Source organism: Paraburkholderia sp. CNPSo 3272 (assembly GCF_024206495.1).
Classification (GTDB): domain Bacteria; phylum Pseudomonadota; class Gammaproteobacteria; order Burkholderiales; family Burkholderiaceae; genus Paraburkholderia.
This window is the reverse complement of the sequence record NZ_JAMBPQ010000017.1, coordinates 38,797-55,901: the sequence shown is the minus strand read 5'-3', so window position 1 is coordinate 55,901 and position 17,105 is coordinate 38,797. Positions and strand designations below refer to the sequence as shown.

Genomic DNA, 17,105 nt, shown 5'->3' with positions numbered 1-17,105 from the left:
CGCCTCCCCTAAAAGTCTGCAGCCGACGTGTCCGCTCGCTGTACGGCCCCACGCGGCGCGCTATCGCCAGGTTTTTTTTCTGCCTCCCGCACGGCCGCGCGCATGCGCAGCACGCGCGCAGAAACGGGCCGTCGGCGGCGCAGGGCCCAGGCGATCCCGCGCCAAAGCTCACGAAGATCCTCGCCTGGCCGCCCGGCACCGCACGCGCCGCCGAGCGCCCGCCACGTCGCCGTCAGCGCTTCGCCACGCGGCAGACGCAGCCACGCCACGAGCGCCGCATTGCGCGCCAGCATTCGGCGGCGCAGCGCGCTGTCACGCGCGAGCGAAGGCCGATGGTGCACTTCGAGCTCGCTCGCATAAGCGATATCGTGGCCGCCCTGCAAGACATCGAGCGAAAGCAATGCTTCCTCGCCGCCGATGAAAAGGCGCGGTTCATATCCGCCCAACGCGTTGAAGAGCGCGGTGCGGAACACGCATGCACCTGCCATGAAGCCGACCAGATTGGGCAGAGGATGAGCCGCATGCGCCAATGGGCTCGCGGCCATCAGCGCGCAGGTGGGATCGAGTGTTTCTTCCTCACCCACGTGCACGGACGCCGTGAGCACACCAATGCGTGCATGACGGTCCAGCAATTCGACAGCGCGCGCAAGCGACCCCGGCTGCCAGTCGGTGTCGTCGTCACTGAAGGCCACGTAGTCCGTCGTCACGCGCGCGGCACCCGCATTGCGCGCGGCTGCGCCGAGGTTGGCTTCGCAGCGCAGCACGCGCAAGCCGGGATACGTCTGGGCGAGCAGGTTGGGCGTGCCGTCGGTCGAACCGTTATCCACCACGATGACTTCGGGCCGCTCCGGCAGGCGCAACAGCGAGGCGACCGTGCGCATGACTTCGGCGCGCCGGTTGTACGTGAGCACGACCACGCTGATGCGGCGGTTCAGGAAGAAGAGACCTTGCATACCTGTGTCTCTGCACGGATCGTCTTCGCCGCTGCTGCGGCGGTGCTCGCAAGCAAGGCTCCTGGATCAGCGCTCGTCATCTCGCGCCGGAAGTACGCAATGGTCGCGCTCAAGCCGGCATCGAGCGACGTGTGCGGCGACCAGCCGAGCAACGCGCGCGCGCGTTCAATGGAAGGGCAACGGCGGCACGGATCGTCCACGGGCAGCGGCGCGAAAGCGATTTCCGAGGTCGACTGCGCGGCGGCGATCACACGGTGGGCCGTGTCGAGCATCGAGATTTCCTGAGGATTGCCGATATTCACGGGGCCGTCCGGGGGTGTTGCGCGACTCATGAGCAGCACGAGAGCGTCGATCAGATCGTCCACGTAGCAGAAACAGCGTGTTTGCGATCCGTCGCCATAGACGGTGAGCGGCTCGCCGGCCAGCGCCTGCATGACGAAGTTCGAGATGACGCGGCCGTCGCGGGGATGCATGCGCGGTCCGTACGTGTTGAAGATCCGCGCAATGCGAATGTCGAGGCCATGCTGGCGCATGTAGTCCATGCACAGCGTTTCGGCGCAGCGCTTGCCTTCGTCGTAGCACGAGCGCGGGCCGATGGGATTCACGTGGCCCCAGTAGTCCTCGGTTTGCGGATGGCGGCGCGCGTCGCCGTAGACTTCGCTGGTGGAGGCCTGCAGCAACTTCGCCCGCACGCGCTTGGCGAGCCCGAGCATGTTGATCGCGCCGTGCACGCTCGTCTTGGTCGTTTGCACCGGGTCGTGCTGGTAGTGCACCGGCGAGGCGGGGCAGGCGAGGTTGTAGATCTCGTCCACTTCCACGTACAGCGGGAAGGTGACGTCGTGGCGCATCAGTTCAAAGTTGGCGTTGTCGAGCAGATGCGCCACGTTGCGCTTGGAGCCGGTATAGAAGTTATCGACGCACAGCACGTCGTGGCCCAGCGCCACTAGCCGCTCGCACAAATGCGAGCCGAGAAAGCCCGCGCCGCCGGTGACGAGAATGCGTTTGCGGGTCAGTTCTTTCACGTTTGCTCTCCTTGGAAAAGCGCTGCAAGCCACACGTTCATGCCGTCACTTCTCGCAACGCGAGATCCCAGTCGTGCGCGAAGCGATCGATGGAAAACCGTTCGAGCGCGTCGCGCCGCGCGCGTTCGCCGAGGCGCCGCGCGAGTGCGGGATCCCGGATGAGCGTGCGCATGCAGTCGACCAGGCGATCGATGCGTGTATCGACGAAGCCGTTCTCGCCGTCGCGAATCACGCTTGCGAGTTCCGTCGTGGCGAGCCCGACAATGGGCAGTCCGACCATCATTGCCTCGACAATGGCCAGACCGAGGCTCGTCCAGCGGATCGGATTGAAGAAGAAGCGGTAGCGCGACACGAACTGGGCGAGCTCGACATTCGAAATCTCGCCGATGCCGCCGAGGCTTTGCGCCTCCATGCCCACGAGATCGAGCGGCACCTTGTGACGAACCTGCTCGAAGACATCCGCACCGAGCCGCCGTCCGCGCTCGCGCAGATGATTGACGACGACGATGCCGCGCGGCGTTGCGCCCGTGTAGCGCACGCCTTCAGGTACGAGTACGCCATGCTCGATCACGCGCGTGGGCGTGGCGCCGCTGTCCCACATCAGCGCGTTGAACGGCGTGACGTGCACGAGCAACGCGCCGCCGTCGTCTACCCAGTGCCGCTGTGAAAACGGCGCCTCCTGCGGCGGGTCGTGCTCGATATACACCCGCGGCAAGCGGCGCTGCGCGTCGCTCAGCAGCTCGAACCGGTCATGCTCCCAATGGCTGCGCTGCTGGTACACGACTACGTCGAACTCATTCGAGGCGACGTCTTCGGCAGCGACCTCACGTACGTTCGCCCCCCATGGAAGCACACCCGCGCGGCCCGCGTAGCCCGCCGGGCGCCCCGGTTTGGTCACGACATGGAAGTCGTGCGGCGCCTGCGTAAGGTAGTAAAGATAGTTACCGTGTACGTGCCAGGTGAGCACACGCAAGGGCCGCGTGTTTCGCATCAGCATGGCGGGGTCCTCCTCATCGGCATGGGGGCAGCGTATCCCCGGGCTGCGAAACCGGGCATGCGGTGGGTGTCGAGCAGGTGCGCTTGCGCAACGGCCGCGACCTGCTCCGCGCTCACGTTGAGCGCGCAAGGGTGGCCGTACGGGCAGGCGTGGAACGAGCAGGGGCGGCAAGCGGGCCAGTCGGCGAGCACGCGGTGCCGGGCGCGGTCCAGCGGCGCCCAGCGCCGCGTGTCGCTGCCCGAGGCGACGACCACGCTCGGCGTGCCCATGGCGGCCGCCACATGCGAGATGCCCGTGTCGTTGCAGAGCACGAGCCGGGCCTGGCGCACGAGCGCCGCCAGCGCACCGAGCGTGGTTTCCCCCGCGAGATGATGAGCCGTCTGCGTCATGCCGCCCAGTACGCTCGCGGTCAACTCGCGTTCGCCTGCGGTGCCGGTCACCGCGATCTGCCAGCCGTCGAAGGCGAGCGCGTCGGCAACGGCGGCAAAGCGCTGGGCCGGCCAGCGCCGCGAGGGCAGCTGCGCACCCGGATGCACGAGCACGAGCCGCCCGGGATCGAGTCCGAAGCGCTCGACGAGGTCGTCGCACGCAGCGTAGTCCGCGTCGTAGAGCGGAAACCAGAGGGTGTCGTCGCGCAGCGCATGGCCTCGCGCGCCCAGCGCGTGCATGAGCGCGAGGTAGCGCTGCGGCTCGGGCAGCGCGTCGGGCCACGGCACGTAACAGCCGGGCGGCGGCGCTTCGCCGGGCTGGCTAAAGCCTCCGAGCGCGCGCGCGCCGAACTCGTCGACCAGCACGTTTGCCACGCCTCCGCTGCCATGAAGCTGGATCGCGAGGTCGAAGCGGCGCATGCGCATCGCGTCGAGAAACGCAGGCAGGCCGCGCTCGTCCTCGGGCTGTTCGGGAAAGCCGCGCGCGCCGGGAAAGACGATGTGCTCATCGACCAGCATGGGGTAGCGCGCCACGAAATCGGCCGACCACGGCAGACCGACGAGGGCGATGCGCGCGTGGGGGCAGGCTGCGCGCAACGCGCGCAACGCGGGCACGCTGCAGAGCATGTCGCCGAGCTGCAGCGCGCGGAAGATCACGATGCGGCGGGGGGCGAGGGCTTCGAGCAGAGTCGGCATGGACACATCCGTTAGAGAAACCACACGCGGTAACTGGCGGCTCCCTGGAGCCGCCAGAAGATCGAAAGAAACGGAATCCACAGCGACGTCCAGATCATTTCGGCTACATGGCGCGCGTCGCGACGCGTGCCGCGCAAGCGGCGTGCGCAGAACACAGCGGTGCAGGCGATCCATGCAGCGAACGCAGCCAGGGCGACCCTGGGGTAGCCCCAAGCGAGAGCGGCTAGCAGCACGAGTACGCTGATCAGCACCGCGTAGTAAAGGAGCGGCGGCCCCGCCCCGATGCGCTCGCGATACAGCACCGGATGCTTGCGAAACAACAGCGCCTCGAAGCGGCTCTTGCGCTGCTGCGCGAGACTCACACCCCAGCGCGCGGGACGCACGGGGTGCACGACCACGGCATCGTCGGCGCGTACTACACTGGCGCCCGCCTGCAGCAGCGCGAACTGCAGGTCAGAATCCTCGCGCCACGCCGCTGTGAAGCGCTCGTCGAAGCCGCCGATCTGCGAGAGCGTCGCGCGCTGCACGAATGCATTGGCCGTAGCGAATTCGGCGTGCGCAAGGCCGCTTGCGTCGCGCTCATAGTCGCTCGGTGCCACGCCCAGCGGTACGACGATGCGGCCCGCGGCCGCTTCGGCGTGCGCGAGCGCGGCGAGCCCCGCGCGCAGCCAGCCGGGGTCGGCAATCGTGTCGTCGTCGGTGAACGCGATGAGCGGCGCGCGCGCCGCGCGCCAGCCCGCGTTGCGCGCCGCGGCCGGGCCTTGCGTGGCGCGTACCGGCACGTAACGGATCGCGAGCCCGCGCGGGGCCTGCATCGCCGCCATGCGTTCCACCGTCGCGCGCGTCGCGTCGTCCGGTCCGTCGTCGCACACGACGATCTCATAGTCGTCGGGCGCGAGGTCTTGCGCGCACAGCGCGGTGAGGCACTGTCCCAGCAGCGTCGCGCGATGGTACGTCGGGACGACCACCGCAATGCGCAGATGTTCGAGCAGCGCGCCCCCATCGCCGTCGAACTGGGGCTGCGCCGCGCCAATGGGCCGCTCGCGCAACTCGACGTCGGCGGGCCTCATGCGCGCGCCTCGCTCTTGCGCACGAGGAAGGGGCCGATCACGAGCGCATCGAGCGGCGAGGTCCAGAACGATTCGAGCGCGTCGCGCGGCGAGTTGACCATCGGCTCGCCGCGGGTGTTGAACGACGTGTTGACGAGGACCGGCACGCCGGTGCGCCGTTCGAACGCCGCGATCAGGTCGTAGTAGAGCGGATGCTGGTCGCGGTTCACGGTCTGGACGCGCGCGGTGCCGTCCACGTGGCGCACGGCGGGAATGCGTTCGGCCTTCTCGGGCTGCACGTCGAAGATGAACAGCATGAACGGCGCGCGCCTCGCGCCCACGAACCATTGCGCGGCGCGCTCTTCCAGCACGACCGGGGCGACCGGCCGAAAGTCCTCCCGGTCCTTGATCTCGTTGAGCTTCGCCTGCATGCCGGGATCGACGGGCGAAGCGAGAATCGAGCGGGCGCCGAGCGCGCGCGGGCCGAACTCCGTGCGGCCCTGATACCAGCCGATCACCTGGCCGTCGGCGAGCAGTTGCGCGGCTTCCTCGGCGATGTTGTCGAGCCGCCGGTAGGGCGTTTTCGACCAGCGCAGGAATTGCTCGATGGTCTCGTCGTCGAACGCCGGCCCGAGGTAGGCGTGGTCCATCTGCCAGCGGCGTTCTGCGCGTTCGCCTGCCGCTTGCGCCGCTTCGCTGCGCAAGCGGTAGTCGGTCCAGAGCGCCGCGCCGAGCGCGGTGCCTGCGTCGCCCGCGGCGGGCTGCACCCAGATATCGTCGAACGGGCCGTTATCTCGCACGTACGAGTTCATCACGCAGTTCAGCGCTACGCCGCCCGCCATGCACAGCTTCGGCAGTCCCGTGCGCGTATGGAGCCAGCGCGCCATCTCCAGCACCGTCTCTTCAAGCACGAGTTGCAGCGAGGCGGCGATATCGAAATGCCGCTGCTCCAGCGGGCCGCCGCGTTCGCGCGGCACGCCGAAGCGGTCCACGAGGTGCGGGTCGGCGACGGTGTAATGGCCATTGCCGTTGTACTGCACGATTTCGCGGAACTGGTCGGCATAGGCCGGTTCGCCGAACGAGGCGAGGGCCATGACCTTGTACTCGTCGGAAGAATGCAGGAAGCCGAGCCAGCCTGTCACGGCTTCGTAGAGGAGCCCGAGCGAATGCGGCAGCTCCACCTGAGTGATGCGCTTGTACTTGCCGTCGCGAAATTCGCCAAGGCTCGTGGTGACGCCTTCGCCGCGGCCGTCCATGGTGAGAACGGCGCATGCGTCGAAGGGGCTCGCGAGAAACGCGCTCGCTTCGTGAGCGAGGTGGTGCTCGACGTTATGCCAGACGAAGCCTTTTTCGCGGTCCACGCCCGCAAAGCGCTTGCGCAGATGATGCGGCGCGCCGTCCAGCAACTGCGCCTTCGCGTTCACGATATAGCTGAGAAAGAGCGGGTCCCATGGCGACGCGTTGGCTTCCGTGCGCGCGCGCGAGGGGTCGAGTGGCAACGCGATGGTCGCGCCGGGCCGGGCCGGCATATCCGGAAAGAGAGCCGGATCGTAGGAGTACGCAACATGATCGACATCGGCTAGCGTGATGCCGGCTTCCTTAAGGCAGGCGTCGATGGCGTCGAACGGCAGTTGCCATGTCGAGAACGGCACGGGCCGCTTGGCGTGCTTGACGTGCGTGAAGCGCTCGTCTTCGGCGGCGGCGATCACCACGCCGTCATGGACCAGCGCCGCGGCGCTGTCGTGATAAACGGCATTGATTCCGAGTGTGTACATGAACGGTCTCCCGTTGCGGGCGTTGGGTTGCAGGGCTCAGGCGGGCTGCGGCACGAGTGCGCCGGCTTCCTCGAGCAGTTCGCGCGCCGCGCGCGCGACGTCGCCGGGCGGCACGCCGCGCAGGCAGGCGTGGTGGCCTTCCGGGCACTCGCCGCGATAGCACCAGCGGCACGCCACGTCGCGATAGAGCAGGCGGTGCGGCGTCATCCACGGTGAGTGCTGCGGATTCGTGAGCGCATACAGATCGACGACGGGTTTGCCGAGCGCGGCGGCCAGATGCGCTGGTCCGCTGTTGTTGGCGATGAGCAGTGAAGTCTGGTCGAGCAATGCGATCAGTTCGCCGAGCGTGAGCGCGCCCGCGAGATCGACCAGGCGCGTGCTGCCCGCGGAGCGCGAGAAACGCATCACCTCGCGCGTCAACGCGCTTTCCCCCAGGCTTCCTGTGAGCAGGAACGGGCAACGCACCGTGGGCGCGAGCAGATCGAGCGCTTCGGCGAAGAGCGCCGGGGGATACCGCCGCGAAGGCGCGCTCGCGCCCGCATGCACGACGATGCAAGGCTCGGCCGGATCGACGCCGAACATGCGCAGCTTCTCGGCGAGCGTGGTGCGCGCGGCGGGGTCCACGCTCATGCGCATGCGTGAATCGGCCATGTCGGCGAAATCGGCGCCCACGCTGCGCACGAGCGAAAGTTGCCGCTCGACTTCGTGGCGCACGTCCGTCTGGGGCTCGCGCTCCGGCAGCCAGTTAGTCAGCAATGCGTAAGGATTCTCGCGGCAATGCGCGAGGCGCCGCTCGATCCCCGCGAAAAAGCACAGCGTTGCGGCCGGCAGCGGATTCTGGCTGTAGACCGTGAAGATCGCCGCGGCGTCGAAGCGTCCGGCGCGCAGGCGCGCGAGCACGGGGTCTTCCTTCCCCGCGCCGCCACCGTGTCCTTTGGCGTGAGTGCCGTTGGCCCATGGCGCGTCGTATTCGATCACGTCGTCCACGTCGGGCAGATAGCGCGCCACGGCCGCGCCCGCGCCGGAAGTGAGCAGCGTGATATGGCGGCGCGGCGCGCTTTCGCGTAACGCGTGCATCGCAGGCGTGGTCATCAGCACGTCGCCTAGTTGATCGAGGCGTACGCAGAGAATGCGCTTGACGTCCGGCCCCCAGGGCTCGCTAGCAGGCTGGCGGCGGGGCGAGCGCGCGTGCGCATCGCGCGGCGCGATGGGGAAGGCGGTTCCGTTCATCGCAGCGCCTCCTCCTGTGCACCGTCGTGCGTTGCCGCCCGCACGCGCCGTTCGTGCTCGTAACGCTCGACGATCACCTGCGCCGCCTCGTGCAGGTCCGCAACGATCGCGTAGGGCAGGCGCTCAGGCGCGCTTTGCCACTCGGTCTCATTGCCGCAATCGGCGAGGATCGCGCGGCAACCCGCGCGATTGCCCGCTTCCACGTCGTCGAGGATGTCGCCGACCATCCAGCTGCGCGCGAGATCGATGCCATGCTCGCGGCTCGCGTGCAGCAGCATGCCGGGCGCAGGCTTGCGACAGGTGCAGTTGCACGCATAGGGCGCCACATGACCGAGCGGGTCGTGCGGGCACCAGTACGCAGCCTGCAGCGTGGCGCCGCAGCCGGCGAACATGCGGCGCAACTGCGCCTCCACGCCGCCGAGCGCCGCGTGCGCGAAGCGCCCCAGCGCAACGCCGCGCTGGTTGCTCACGACGAATAGCGGGAGTGGCGTTCGCGCGAGCAGCGCGAGCGCCTGAGCGGCGCCCGGGGCGAAACGCATACGCGAGGGCTCGACGTTGTACGGCACGTCGTCGAGCAGCGTGCCGTCCTTGTCCAGGAACACCGCTGGGCGCGTCGCGAGCAACCCGCGCGGCCCGGTGGTTCGGTTCAGCATACGGTTCGCTCCTCAACCGACGGCGCGCAGCACGCGGCCCTGGGTGGTTTCCCTCGCGTGCTCGCGCGTGTCGAGGCGCGCTCCGGCAAGTTGCGCATAGACGTCTTCGAGTTCGAGACCGATCTGCCGCCACGTGAAGTACGCCTGGGCGCGCCTGCGTCCCGCTTCGCCCATCGCGCGGGCCTGCGCTGGGTCGCCATGAATGGCGAGCAGGCGCTCGGCGAGCGCCTGGGGGTCGCGCGGCGGTACGTGCCAGCCCGTTTCGCCGTGACGCACCGAATGGCGAATACCACCCACGTCCGCCCCGATCACCGGCGTGGCGCACGCCATTGCTTCCACGGGCGTGATGCCGAACGGCTCGTACCACGGCGTGGTCACGAACACGTCGGCGGCGCTATAGAAGTCTCGCAACTGCGAGCGATCTCGGCGGCCCACGAAGGTCACGCGCGGCTCGATTCCGCAGCGGTGCGCAATGCCGCGCAACCGGGCGATCTCGGGTGTGGCGATCTCATTGGGCGTTTGCGCGTCGCCTCCCACGACGTAGAGCCGGGCTTTCACGCCGTGGCGCGCCTCGAGCGCGGCCACACCGCGCACGACGTTGTCGATGCCCTTGCGCTCCACGAGGCGGCCGAGTTGCAGCACGCAGAATTCGCTGGCGGACCAGCCCAGACGGCGGCGCGCCTGGCGGCGGTCCACGGGCGAGAACTCGTCGGGATCGAAGCCGCAGGCAATGACGGCAATCCGCGCGGGGTCGGCGCGATAGTGCTCGACGAGATCGGCATGGTCGGCCGGACACTCGGCGACGATACAGTCCGCGCGCCGCACCAGCTCGTCTTCGATCGCGAAGCGCTCGTCGGGAAAACCGTCGCTCGCACCCTGATGGAGGCGCCGGACGCGTCCGAGCGCATGGAACGTCATGACGAGCGGCACATGAAGCGCGTCCTTGACCGCGAGCGCCGCCAGGCCCGACATGAAGAAGTTGGCGTGGATGACGTCGTAGGGGCGCCTCTCGGCGCGGCAAAAGTTCACGAGGAACTCGGCGAACCGGGGCATGTGGGGCAGGAGCAGCTCTTTGGGCATCTGCATGGGCGGTCCGGCGGGGACGTGAATCACGCGTACGCCGTCCATGTCCAGAACAGGCGGCAGCAAAGCGCGGTCGCGCCGCGTGAAGACGTCGACCTGATGTCCGGCGCGCTGGAGTTGACGCGCGACATGCGCGACGTAGATGTTTTGTCCGCCGGTATCGACGCCGCCCGCGACGGCGAGCGGCGACGCGTGTTCACTGACGAGTGCGATTTTCATGACGTGTCCTCGCGAGAAGTGGGTGGCGAGCTGTGTCGCGTTCAAATAGGGGCGCGGAAGAACTGCTGGAATGTTGCACCCGGTGCAACGGCGTAAGCGCATTTGCTGTGCCGTTGGTTGGTAGTGCGCAGGGATCGGGGCGGCGCGGCGCGCGAATCCGCCGTGGACTGCTCAAAGCGGGCATCTGCGGACCGTCTGCATCGGCGCCGCCCACCGCGACGAATGCCGAAACGCATCTGCCAAAAAGGCGATGCGCTTTTACACCTGGCGGCAAGACGTTTCGATAACCCCCGGGTAGTGTCCACCGGCTGCGCGCCGCGGGAGCGTCGATTGCGCACCGGTCCGCTCCACTAGCACTTTTGGGGACAGCTACGCGATGAATGGAGCAACGCCCAGCCGGCGCGCCGTGCGCTCGCGCATCCTGCGCACGCTCGGCGAGGCGCTGTGGCGGCATCGCAGCGCGAGCGCAGCGGCGGCGTCGTTGATGATCCTGGCGCGCCTCGGCGCCGTTTCGGTGCCGATCGCACTCAAGCATCTGATCGACGATCTCGGCCACATTCACTCGCTGGCGACGCTGCCGGCGCTGCTCGCCATCGTCTATGCGCTGCTGCGCTTCCTGTCGGACGCGCTCGGCGAGGCGCGCGATGTGGCGTTCAGCATCGTCGTGCAGCGCGCGGTGGCCACGCTGCGCGAACGCACGTTCGCTCAGCTGCACCGGCTTGGCGCGCGCTTTCATGCGCAACGCGAAACGGGTGCGATCGTGCGCGACGTCCAGAAGGGCGCGGACGGTCTCGGCTTTCTGCTTGGCACCGCACTCGTTTCAGTGCTCCCTACGGTGTTCGAAATCGGTGTGGTCGTGGCGATCGTCGCGTCGCGCTACGACAACGCCTTTGTGCTCGCCATCGCCGGGACATTTGCATGCTATGGGACATGGACCGCGATTTACACGCGCCGCCGGCTCGCGTTCCAGCGCGCGGTGAACACGCTGGAGGCGCAGGCGGACGGCCGGCTCGTCGACAGCCTGCTCAATCACGACACGGTCAAGTACTTTTCGACGGAGCAGCACGAAGTCGCTCGGCTGCGCAGCGTGCTCGACGACTGGGTAGTCGCGCGCACGGCGAACCAGCGCGCGCTGACCGTGCTGCACGTGGGCCAGAGCGGCGTGGTGGCGGCAGGTATTGCGGCGGTGATGGTGATCGCCGTGCAGAACGTGCTGACTCGCGCGATGACGGTGGGCGACCTCATCCTCATCAACGCGTACATCATTCAGGTGTGCGCACCGCTCAATACACTCGGCTTCGTGTTTCGCGAGGCCAACGATGCGTTCGTCGATGTCGAGCGGCTCTTCGCTATCCTCTGTGCGCGCGGCACGCCGGGCGAGGATGAGGACATGCCCGGAGCGCGCGAGCTAGTCGTGCGCGAAGGCGAGGTGGCGTTCCGGCACGTCGATTTCGGCTACGAGGCGGGGCGGCCCGTGCTGCACGATGTGGGGTTCCTGGCCGAGCCAGGCCGCACCGTTGCCGTGGTGGGCGGCAGCGGCTCAGGTAAATCCACGCTGATCCGGCTGCTGTTCCGCTTCTATCAGCCTCAGCGCGGGACCATCTCAATCGACGGCCACGATATTGCGCACGCCACGCAGTCGAGCCTGCGCGAAGCGATCGGCATCGTGCCGCAAGATACGGTGCTGTTCAACGAGACCATCGCGTACAACATCGCCTACGGCCAGCCCGACGCCACGCGGGCAGATGTGGTGCGCGCCGCGCGCGCGGCCCAGCTCGACGAGTTGATCGAGCGTCTGCCCGACCACTACGAGACGCGTGTGGGAGAGCGCGGCGTGCGCCTGTCGGGCGGAGAGCGGCAGCGCATCGCAATCGCACGCGCGATTCTCAAGAACCCGCGCATCATGGTGTTCGACGAAGCGACCTCGGCGCTCGACACGCGCTCGGAGCGAGCGATCCAGATCGAGCTGCAGCGCCTCGCGCACGGGCGCACGACGATCGTGATCGCGCATCGTCTTTCGACGATCGTCGACGCGGATCTGATACTCGTGATGGAGCAGGGCCGAATCGTCGAGCAGGGACGGCACGACGCGCTGCTCGCCCGCCAGGGCGTCTACGCGAAGATGTGGGCGATGCAATGGCAGCAGGACGATCTCGAGCACGCTGAGCGGCGGCTCGTGACGACGTCCGTGAACGTGGCGAACCTGCTTGCACGGGTGGCCGAGCGTGTTCGTGAATCGTTGGGCGAAGCGGCGGCGCGGCTCGTCACGCAACCCGACGACGGGCTCTATGCCACTGTCGCGAACGGCGACGCGTTACTGGTGGCCCTCACGCTGCTGGTGGCGAATGAAGTGCAAAACGCGGCGTCGATCGCGGCTTCCGTTACCTCGGCAGGGGCCACGCGAGAAACGCGCGGCGTGCAACTGGCCGCCCGGCGCAGCGCCAATACGGTTTTGCTCGGCGTGGCGGGCGGCGCGCGGCCCGCACCGCTCGACGACAGCGCCCTCGCGCGTATCGAAGCGCTGCTGCGCAAGGCAGGCGCGAGTCTCACGCTAGATCCGCAGGACCGCCGCGTGCGCTACGCCGTGGCGCTGCCGCTGCATGCGCTGCTGCCCGAGCGCACCGCGGAGCGCGGCGGCGAACTCGCCGAACTGCGCATAGTCGTGCTCGACGACGAAGAGCAAACGCGCGATGCGCTGGAAGCTGCGCTCACGTTGCATGGGGCGACCGTGCAGCTCGAAAGCAGCGGTGCGCGATGGCTCGCTGGGTTGCGCGAGACGCCGCGCGCCAGTTGGGCAGATGTGCTGCTGTGCGACTTGCAGCTGGACGGCGAGGACGGAACGCAGATCGTCGCGGCGCTACGTGACATGGAAGCGCGCGGCGACTATGCGGGCAAAGCGCTTCCTGCCATCGCCATGACGGGGCAGGTTGCGCGCGCCGATTCCAGCGGCGAAGAACGCAGACTGTTCGCCGCGCGGCTCACCAAGCCAGTTGCGGTGCCGGCGCTGCTCGCCGCGATCGTCGCGGCAACGCAAGGCGGTAACGAAAGCGCCGGCGCCAGCGATTGATTCTGGTCCGCCGTCTAGATGAGCGGCGTGCCGCCCGTCACGGCAACGGTGGCGCCCGAGATGTAACTGCCCTCGTGCGACGCGAGCAGCACATACGCACCGGCTAGCTCCGCAGGTTGCCCTGGCCGCCCCATTGGCGTCGCCTTGCCGAAATCGCGCACGTCTTCGGCCGGCATGGTCGACGGAATGAGCGGTGTCCAGATCGGCCCCGGCGCGACGCAATTCACACGTATGCCGCGCTCGGCCACGAGTTGGGCGAGACCGCCGGTGAAGTTCTGGATCGCGCCCTTCGTGGCGGCATAGGCGAGCAGTGTGGGCTTGGGCTTGTCCGCGTTGATCGACGCGGTATTGATGATGGCGGCGCCCGGCTGCATGAGAGCGACCGCCTCGCGTGAAATGCGGAACATGGCGCCGATATTGGTATCGAAGGTGCGATCCCATTCCTCGTCGCTGATCGATTCGATCGACTCGTGCGTCATCTGGTACGCGGCGTTGTTCACGAGTATGTCGAGCTTGCCCAGCTCGCGCGCGGTCTTGCTCACGAGCTCGCGGCACCACGCACGGTCGCGGATGTCGCCGGGGAGAAGGAGCGCGCGGCGTCCGGCGTCTTCCACCCAGCGCGCCGTTTCCTTCGCATCGTCGTGCTCGTCGTAGTACGCGATGGCCACGTCGGCGCCCTCGCGCGCAAAAGCAATGCATACCGCGCGGCCAATGCCGCTGTCGCCGCCCGTGACGAGGGCGACCTTGCCGGCAAGCCGTCCCGACCCGCGATAACTCTTTTCGCCGTGATCGGGTTGCGGGTCCATAGGTGCGGTGCGCCCAGGCGTGCGGTCCTGCTGCTGTTCGGGCATGGGCGGGGCGGGGCGATGTTCGTTCATGGTCCTTACCTCTTCGAATGACGTTGCGTGTTTTCTGCGTACCGCGCGAAGCGCAAGACATATGCCGCACGCCCCGCGAGGCTGTGGTTAGCCGGCGGGCTTGAGCACGACCTTGGTCCAGCCCTCATTGCGCGCGTCGAACTGCTGGTAAGCGTCTGGCGCTTGATCGAGCGGTAAGGTATGCGAAATGATTTGCGAGGGCCGCGCCTTGCCTGCCGCGATGAGATCGCGCAGCTTGCGGTTATATGCCTTCACGTTGGCCTGACCCGTGGCGATGTGCTGTCCCTTCATCCACAACTGGCCGAAGTCGAAGGCCAACTGGCCCTTCTTCGCCAGCTCGTCCTGCGCGCCGGGATCCTTCGGCACGAATACGCCCACCACGCCGATGCCGCCCGTTGGCCGCACGGCTTTCACGAGATTGTTCATCGTCAGGTTCGGCACTTCGCGGCCGTGACAGGTGCATTGATACCCCACGCACTCGCAGCCGCGGTCGGCGCCTTCACCGCCGGTCAATTCGACGATGCGCTGTGCGGAATTGCCGTCGCTGTCGTCGATGGGAATCGCGCCGAGCTTTTCCGCCAGTTGCAAACGGTCCGGGTGGGTATCGACGACCATGATTTTGCTTGCTCCCTGGACCTGGGCCGAGAGCGCCGCCATGAGACCCACGGGTCCCGCACCATAAATGGCGACACTGTCGCCGGGCTGCACGCCCGCGAGCACGGTCGCGTGCCAGCCGGTCGGGAAGATGTCGGACAGGAGCACGTAGTCGTTCTCCTTTTCCTCGGCATCGGGCGGCAGGCGCAGGCAGTTGAAGTCGCCGAACGGCACGCGCAGCAGTTCGGCCTGACCGCCGCTGTACGGACCCATGTCGGCGAAGCCGTACGCCGCGCCCGCCATGCCCGGATTCGCCGTCAGGCAAAAGCCGGTGAGCCCGCGCTCGCAGTTCTTGCAGAATCCGCAGCCGATATTGAATGGCAGGCATACGCGGTCGCCCACCTTCACGCGCACGACCGCGGAACCCACCTCGATCACCACGCCCAGATTCTCGTGGCCGAGAATGCGGCCGGTTTCCATGCTGGTGCGTCCCTCGTACATATGGAGATCGGAACCGCAGATGTTGGTGCTGGTGATCTTGACGAGCACGTCGGTAGGGCGCTCGATTTTCGCGTCCGGCATTGCTTTGACGGTGACTTTACGCGGACCTTCGTAGACGACAGCTTTCACTTGACTCTCCCTCGGAAGCGCGCGAGACATGCTGCGCGCGGTTGGCCTGGCGCACGCAGTGGCTCGCCTCATGGCGAATGCGTGTGCGCCCGTTGCAAGCGCATTGACCGTTCCCATGAGCCGGCGGCAAGGGATGTCAAGCGGCAGCGCGACTGCTCCGAACGCCGCCGCCCCCGCGCCCCGTGCGAAGCGGGGGCCAGGCACAGCCGGTGCGCACAAGCGGTAGCTCTTTGCGACGAAAAGAATGACGTCGCCACGGCGAGCCTGATCGAAAGCTTGATCGATGAGAACGAAGCGCGCGTCTGTTTCCTGTTAGAGACAACGCGCCATACGCACATACGCTGAAGACATCCAATTGACAGCATCCCCGCCGAGCCGGTGCTTCGCAAAGGCGCTGGCGCACGCCTGCAGACCAGGAGGTCGACAATGGAAGACGAATCCGGTACGCGCCCCGCGCAATCGCCTGAAGGCGATCGGCGCAACACTGCACCGCCTGAACACACGAGACAGGAGAAGCGCGACGAGAGCGAGAAGAGCAAGCACGAAGCGTCTGAAAACGAGTTGCCGTCCACACAGGAAAAGAATCCCATCCCACCTGGAACGACGCAGAAGACGTCCTGAAATTGCGTGCCCCGGGCAGCCGCGCGCAGCCGGGGGGGCATTTGACGTCCGGCGGGGCCGACTGAGGTGTACCAGCGGGCCTTGGGTATGGTGAATGCGGAGAAGGCGAGGCGGAAATCCTTTCCCCTCTCGTTCCCAGTCCGTATTGGAGTTCATCATGCCTTCCCGCGAAATATCCGCGTCCCGTCGCAACTGGATGCAAGCCGCCTCGGCAGGTGTCCTCGCCGCAGTTGCGCCCGCCTCGATGGCCCAGGAGCCTGCCTCAGCGAGCGTCACGACGTCGCCGCGGGATCCGCGCGCCGTTTATCCACATCCGCCATTTCCCGCCCAGCAGCAACCCTGGCCGGGGCTCGCTGGTCGCATGACGCCACGGCCCGACCACGGGGAAACGAGCTATCGCGGTACGGGACGTCTGAACGGCCGCAAGGCGCTGGTGACTGGCGGCGACTCGGGCATTGGGCGCGCAGCCGCCATCGCGTTTGCGAGAGAAGGTGCCGACGTCGCGATCGTCTATCTGCCACCGGAGGAACCGGACGCGCGCGAGGTCGTGCAGTGGATCCAGTCAGCGGGACGCAAGGCGGTTCCCCTGGCGGTGGACATCCGCAGCGAAGCAGCGTGTCAGTCGCTGGTCGAGCGCGCCGTAACCGAACTGGGCGGCCTTGACATCCTGGTGAACAACGCGGGCCGCCAGCAAAGCCACGACTCGATCCTCGACATCAGCACCGAAGAGTTCGACTGGACCCTCAAGACCAACCTCTACGCGCTGTTCTGGATCACGAAAGCGGCCATTCCGCGCATGCCGGCCGGCGGGGCGATCATCAACACTACATCGGTGAACGCATACGACCCGTCAGCCAATTTGCTCGACTACGCCATGACGAAAGCGGCGATCGCTAACTTCACAAAGGGGCTTGCGAAACAACTCATTAAACGGGGAATCCGCGTGAATGGCGTTGCGCCCGGACCTTTCTGGACGGCACTTCAGGTGAGCGGTGGCCAGACCATGGAGAACGTGCAGAAGTTCGGTGAACAGGTACCCATGGGGCGACCCGGCCAGCCTGCAGAGATCGCCCCCCTGTATGTCGAGCTCGCTTCCGCGCAGGCGACCTACGTGACAGGACAAATTTACGGCGCCTCGGGTGGCGCCGGAAATCCGTAAGCGTGGGGGTAATTGGGTCGGCTGGGTGCGATGCTTGCGCCTCGCAGACGT

At 67.3% G+C, this 17,105-nt stretch carries 14 protein-coding genes; 3 read left to right on the top strand and 11 right to left on the bottom strand.

What is annotated here, in order from left to right:
- Window positions 1–8: 8 nt before the first annotated feature.
- Genes M3I53_RS21070 through M3I53_RS21030 form a run of 9 tightly spaced genes read right to left on the bottom strand, consistent with a single transcriptional unit; the run spans window position 9 to window position 10,105 of the window.
- The gene (locus M3I53_RS21070) at window positions 9–953 is read right to left on the bottom strand and encodes a glycosyltransferase family 2 protein (protein ID WP_254317786.1); all 945 of its coding nucleotides are present in this window, start codon (window positions 951–953) and stop codon (window positions 9–11) included.
- Window positions 932–1,975, bottom strand: coding sequence for a UDP-glucuronic acid decarboxylase family protein (locus M3I53_RS21065; RefSeq protein WP_254317785.1), 1,044 nt, complete (start codon window positions 1,973–1,975; stop codon window positions 932–934). The genes M3I53_RS21070 and M3I53_RS21065 overlap by 22 nt, the downstream gene beginning before the upstream one ends.
- Window positions 1,976–2,012: 37 nt before the next feature.
- A complete protein-coding gene (locus tag M3I53_RS21060; protein WP_254317860.1) occupies window positions 2,013–2,969 on the bottom strand; it encodes a glycosyltransferase family 4 protein in 957 nt (318 codons plus the stop codon).
- The gene (locus tag M3I53_RS21055; protein WP_254317784.1) at window positions 2,966–4,102 is read right to left on the bottom strand and encodes a glycosyltransferase family 9 protein; all 1,137 of its coding nucleotides are present in this window, start codon (window positions 4,100–4,102) and stop codon (window positions 2,966–2,968) included. Before M3I53_RS21055 ends, M3I53_RS21060 begins: the two co-directional genes overlap by 4 nt.
- Window positions 4,103–4,107: 5 nt before the next feature.
- A complete protein-coding gene (locus M3I53_RS21050; protein WP_254317783.1) occupies window positions 4,108–5,166 on the bottom strand; it encodes a glycosyltransferase family 2 protein in 1,059 nt (352 codons plus the stop codon).
- Complete coding sequence (locus M3I53_RS21045; protein WP_254317782.1) at window positions 5,163–6,920, bottom strand: carbamoyltransferase C-terminal domain-containing protein; 1,758 nt, start codon at window positions 6,918–6,920, stop codon at window positions 5,163–5,165. The genes M3I53_RS21050 and M3I53_RS21045 overlap by 4 nt, the downstream gene beginning before the upstream one ends.
- 36 nt (window positions 6,921–6,956) lie before the next feature.
- Window positions 6,957–8,150 (bottom strand): glycosyltransferase family 9 protein, encoded by a 1,194-nt coding sequence (locus M3I53_RS21040; RefSeq protein ID WP_254317781.1) that lies wholly within the window; start codon window positions 8,148–8,150, stop codon window positions 6,957–6,959.
- Window positions 8,147–8,803, bottom strand: coding sequence for an HAD-IIIA family hydrolase (locus M3I53_RS21035; RefSeq protein ID WP_254317780.1), 657 nt, complete (start codon window positions 8,801–8,803; stop codon window positions 8,147–8,149). The genes M3I53_RS21040 and M3I53_RS21035 overlap by 4 nt, the downstream gene beginning before the upstream one ends.
- A gap of 12 nt (window positions 8,804–8,815) precedes the next feature.
- Entirely contained in the window at window positions 8,816–10,105 is a 1,290-nt protein-coding gene (locus M3I53_RS21030; RefSeq protein WP_254317779.1) for a glycosyltransferase, read from the bottom strand.
- A gap of 376 nt (window positions 10,106–10,481) precedes the next feature.
- Here M3I53_RS21030 and M3I53_RS21025 point away from each other — a divergent pair, with 376 nt between their 5' ends.
- A complete protein-coding gene (locus M3I53_RS21025) occupies window positions 10,482–13,172 on the top strand; it encodes an ATP-binding cassette domain-containing protein (protein ID WP_254317778.1) in 2,691 nt (896 codons plus the stop codon).
- A 14-nt stretch (window positions 13,173–13,186) separates the two neighbouring features.
- Here the strand turns inward: M3I53_RS21025 and M3I53_RS21020 are convergent, their stop codons facing one another.
- Both M3I53_RS21020 and M3I53_RS21015 read right to left on the bottom strand, forming a co-directional pair.
- Window positions 13,187–14,050 carry an SDR family oxidoreductase gene (locus M3I53_RS21020; RefSeq protein WP_254317777.1) on the bottom strand — a complete coding sequence of 288 codons (864 nt, stop codon included), beginning with the start codon at window positions 14,048–14,050 and terminating at the stop codon, window positions 13,187–13,189.
- Window positions 14,051–14,137: 87 nt separating this feature from the next.
- The gene (locus tag M3I53_RS21015) at window positions 14,138–15,274 is read right to left on the bottom strand and encodes a glutathione-independent formaldehyde dehydrogenase (protein WP_254317776.1); all 1,137 of its coding nucleotides are present in this window, start codon (window positions 15,272–15,274) and stop codon (window positions 14,138–14,140) included.
- A gap of 426 nt (window positions 15,275–15,700) precedes the next feature.
- Between M3I53_RS21015 and M3I53_RS21010 the strand changes: the two genes are divergently transcribed.
- Together M3I53_RS21010 and M3I53_RS21005 are read left to right on the top strand one after the other, a co-directional pair.
- The gene (locus M3I53_RS21010; protein WP_254317775.1) at window positions 15,701–15,895 is read left to right on the top strand and encodes a hypothetical protein; all 195 of its coding nucleotides are present in this window, start codon (window positions 15,701–15,703) and stop codon (window positions 15,893–15,895) included.
- Window positions 15,896–16,052: 157 nt separating this feature from the next.
- On the top strand, window positions 16,053–17,054 hold the full coding sequence (locus M3I53_RS21005) for an SDR family oxidoreductase (protein ID WP_254317774.1): 1,002 nt from the start codon (window positions 16,053–16,055) through the stop codon (window positions 17,052–17,054).
- Window positions 17,055–17,105: the final 51 nt, after the last annotated feature.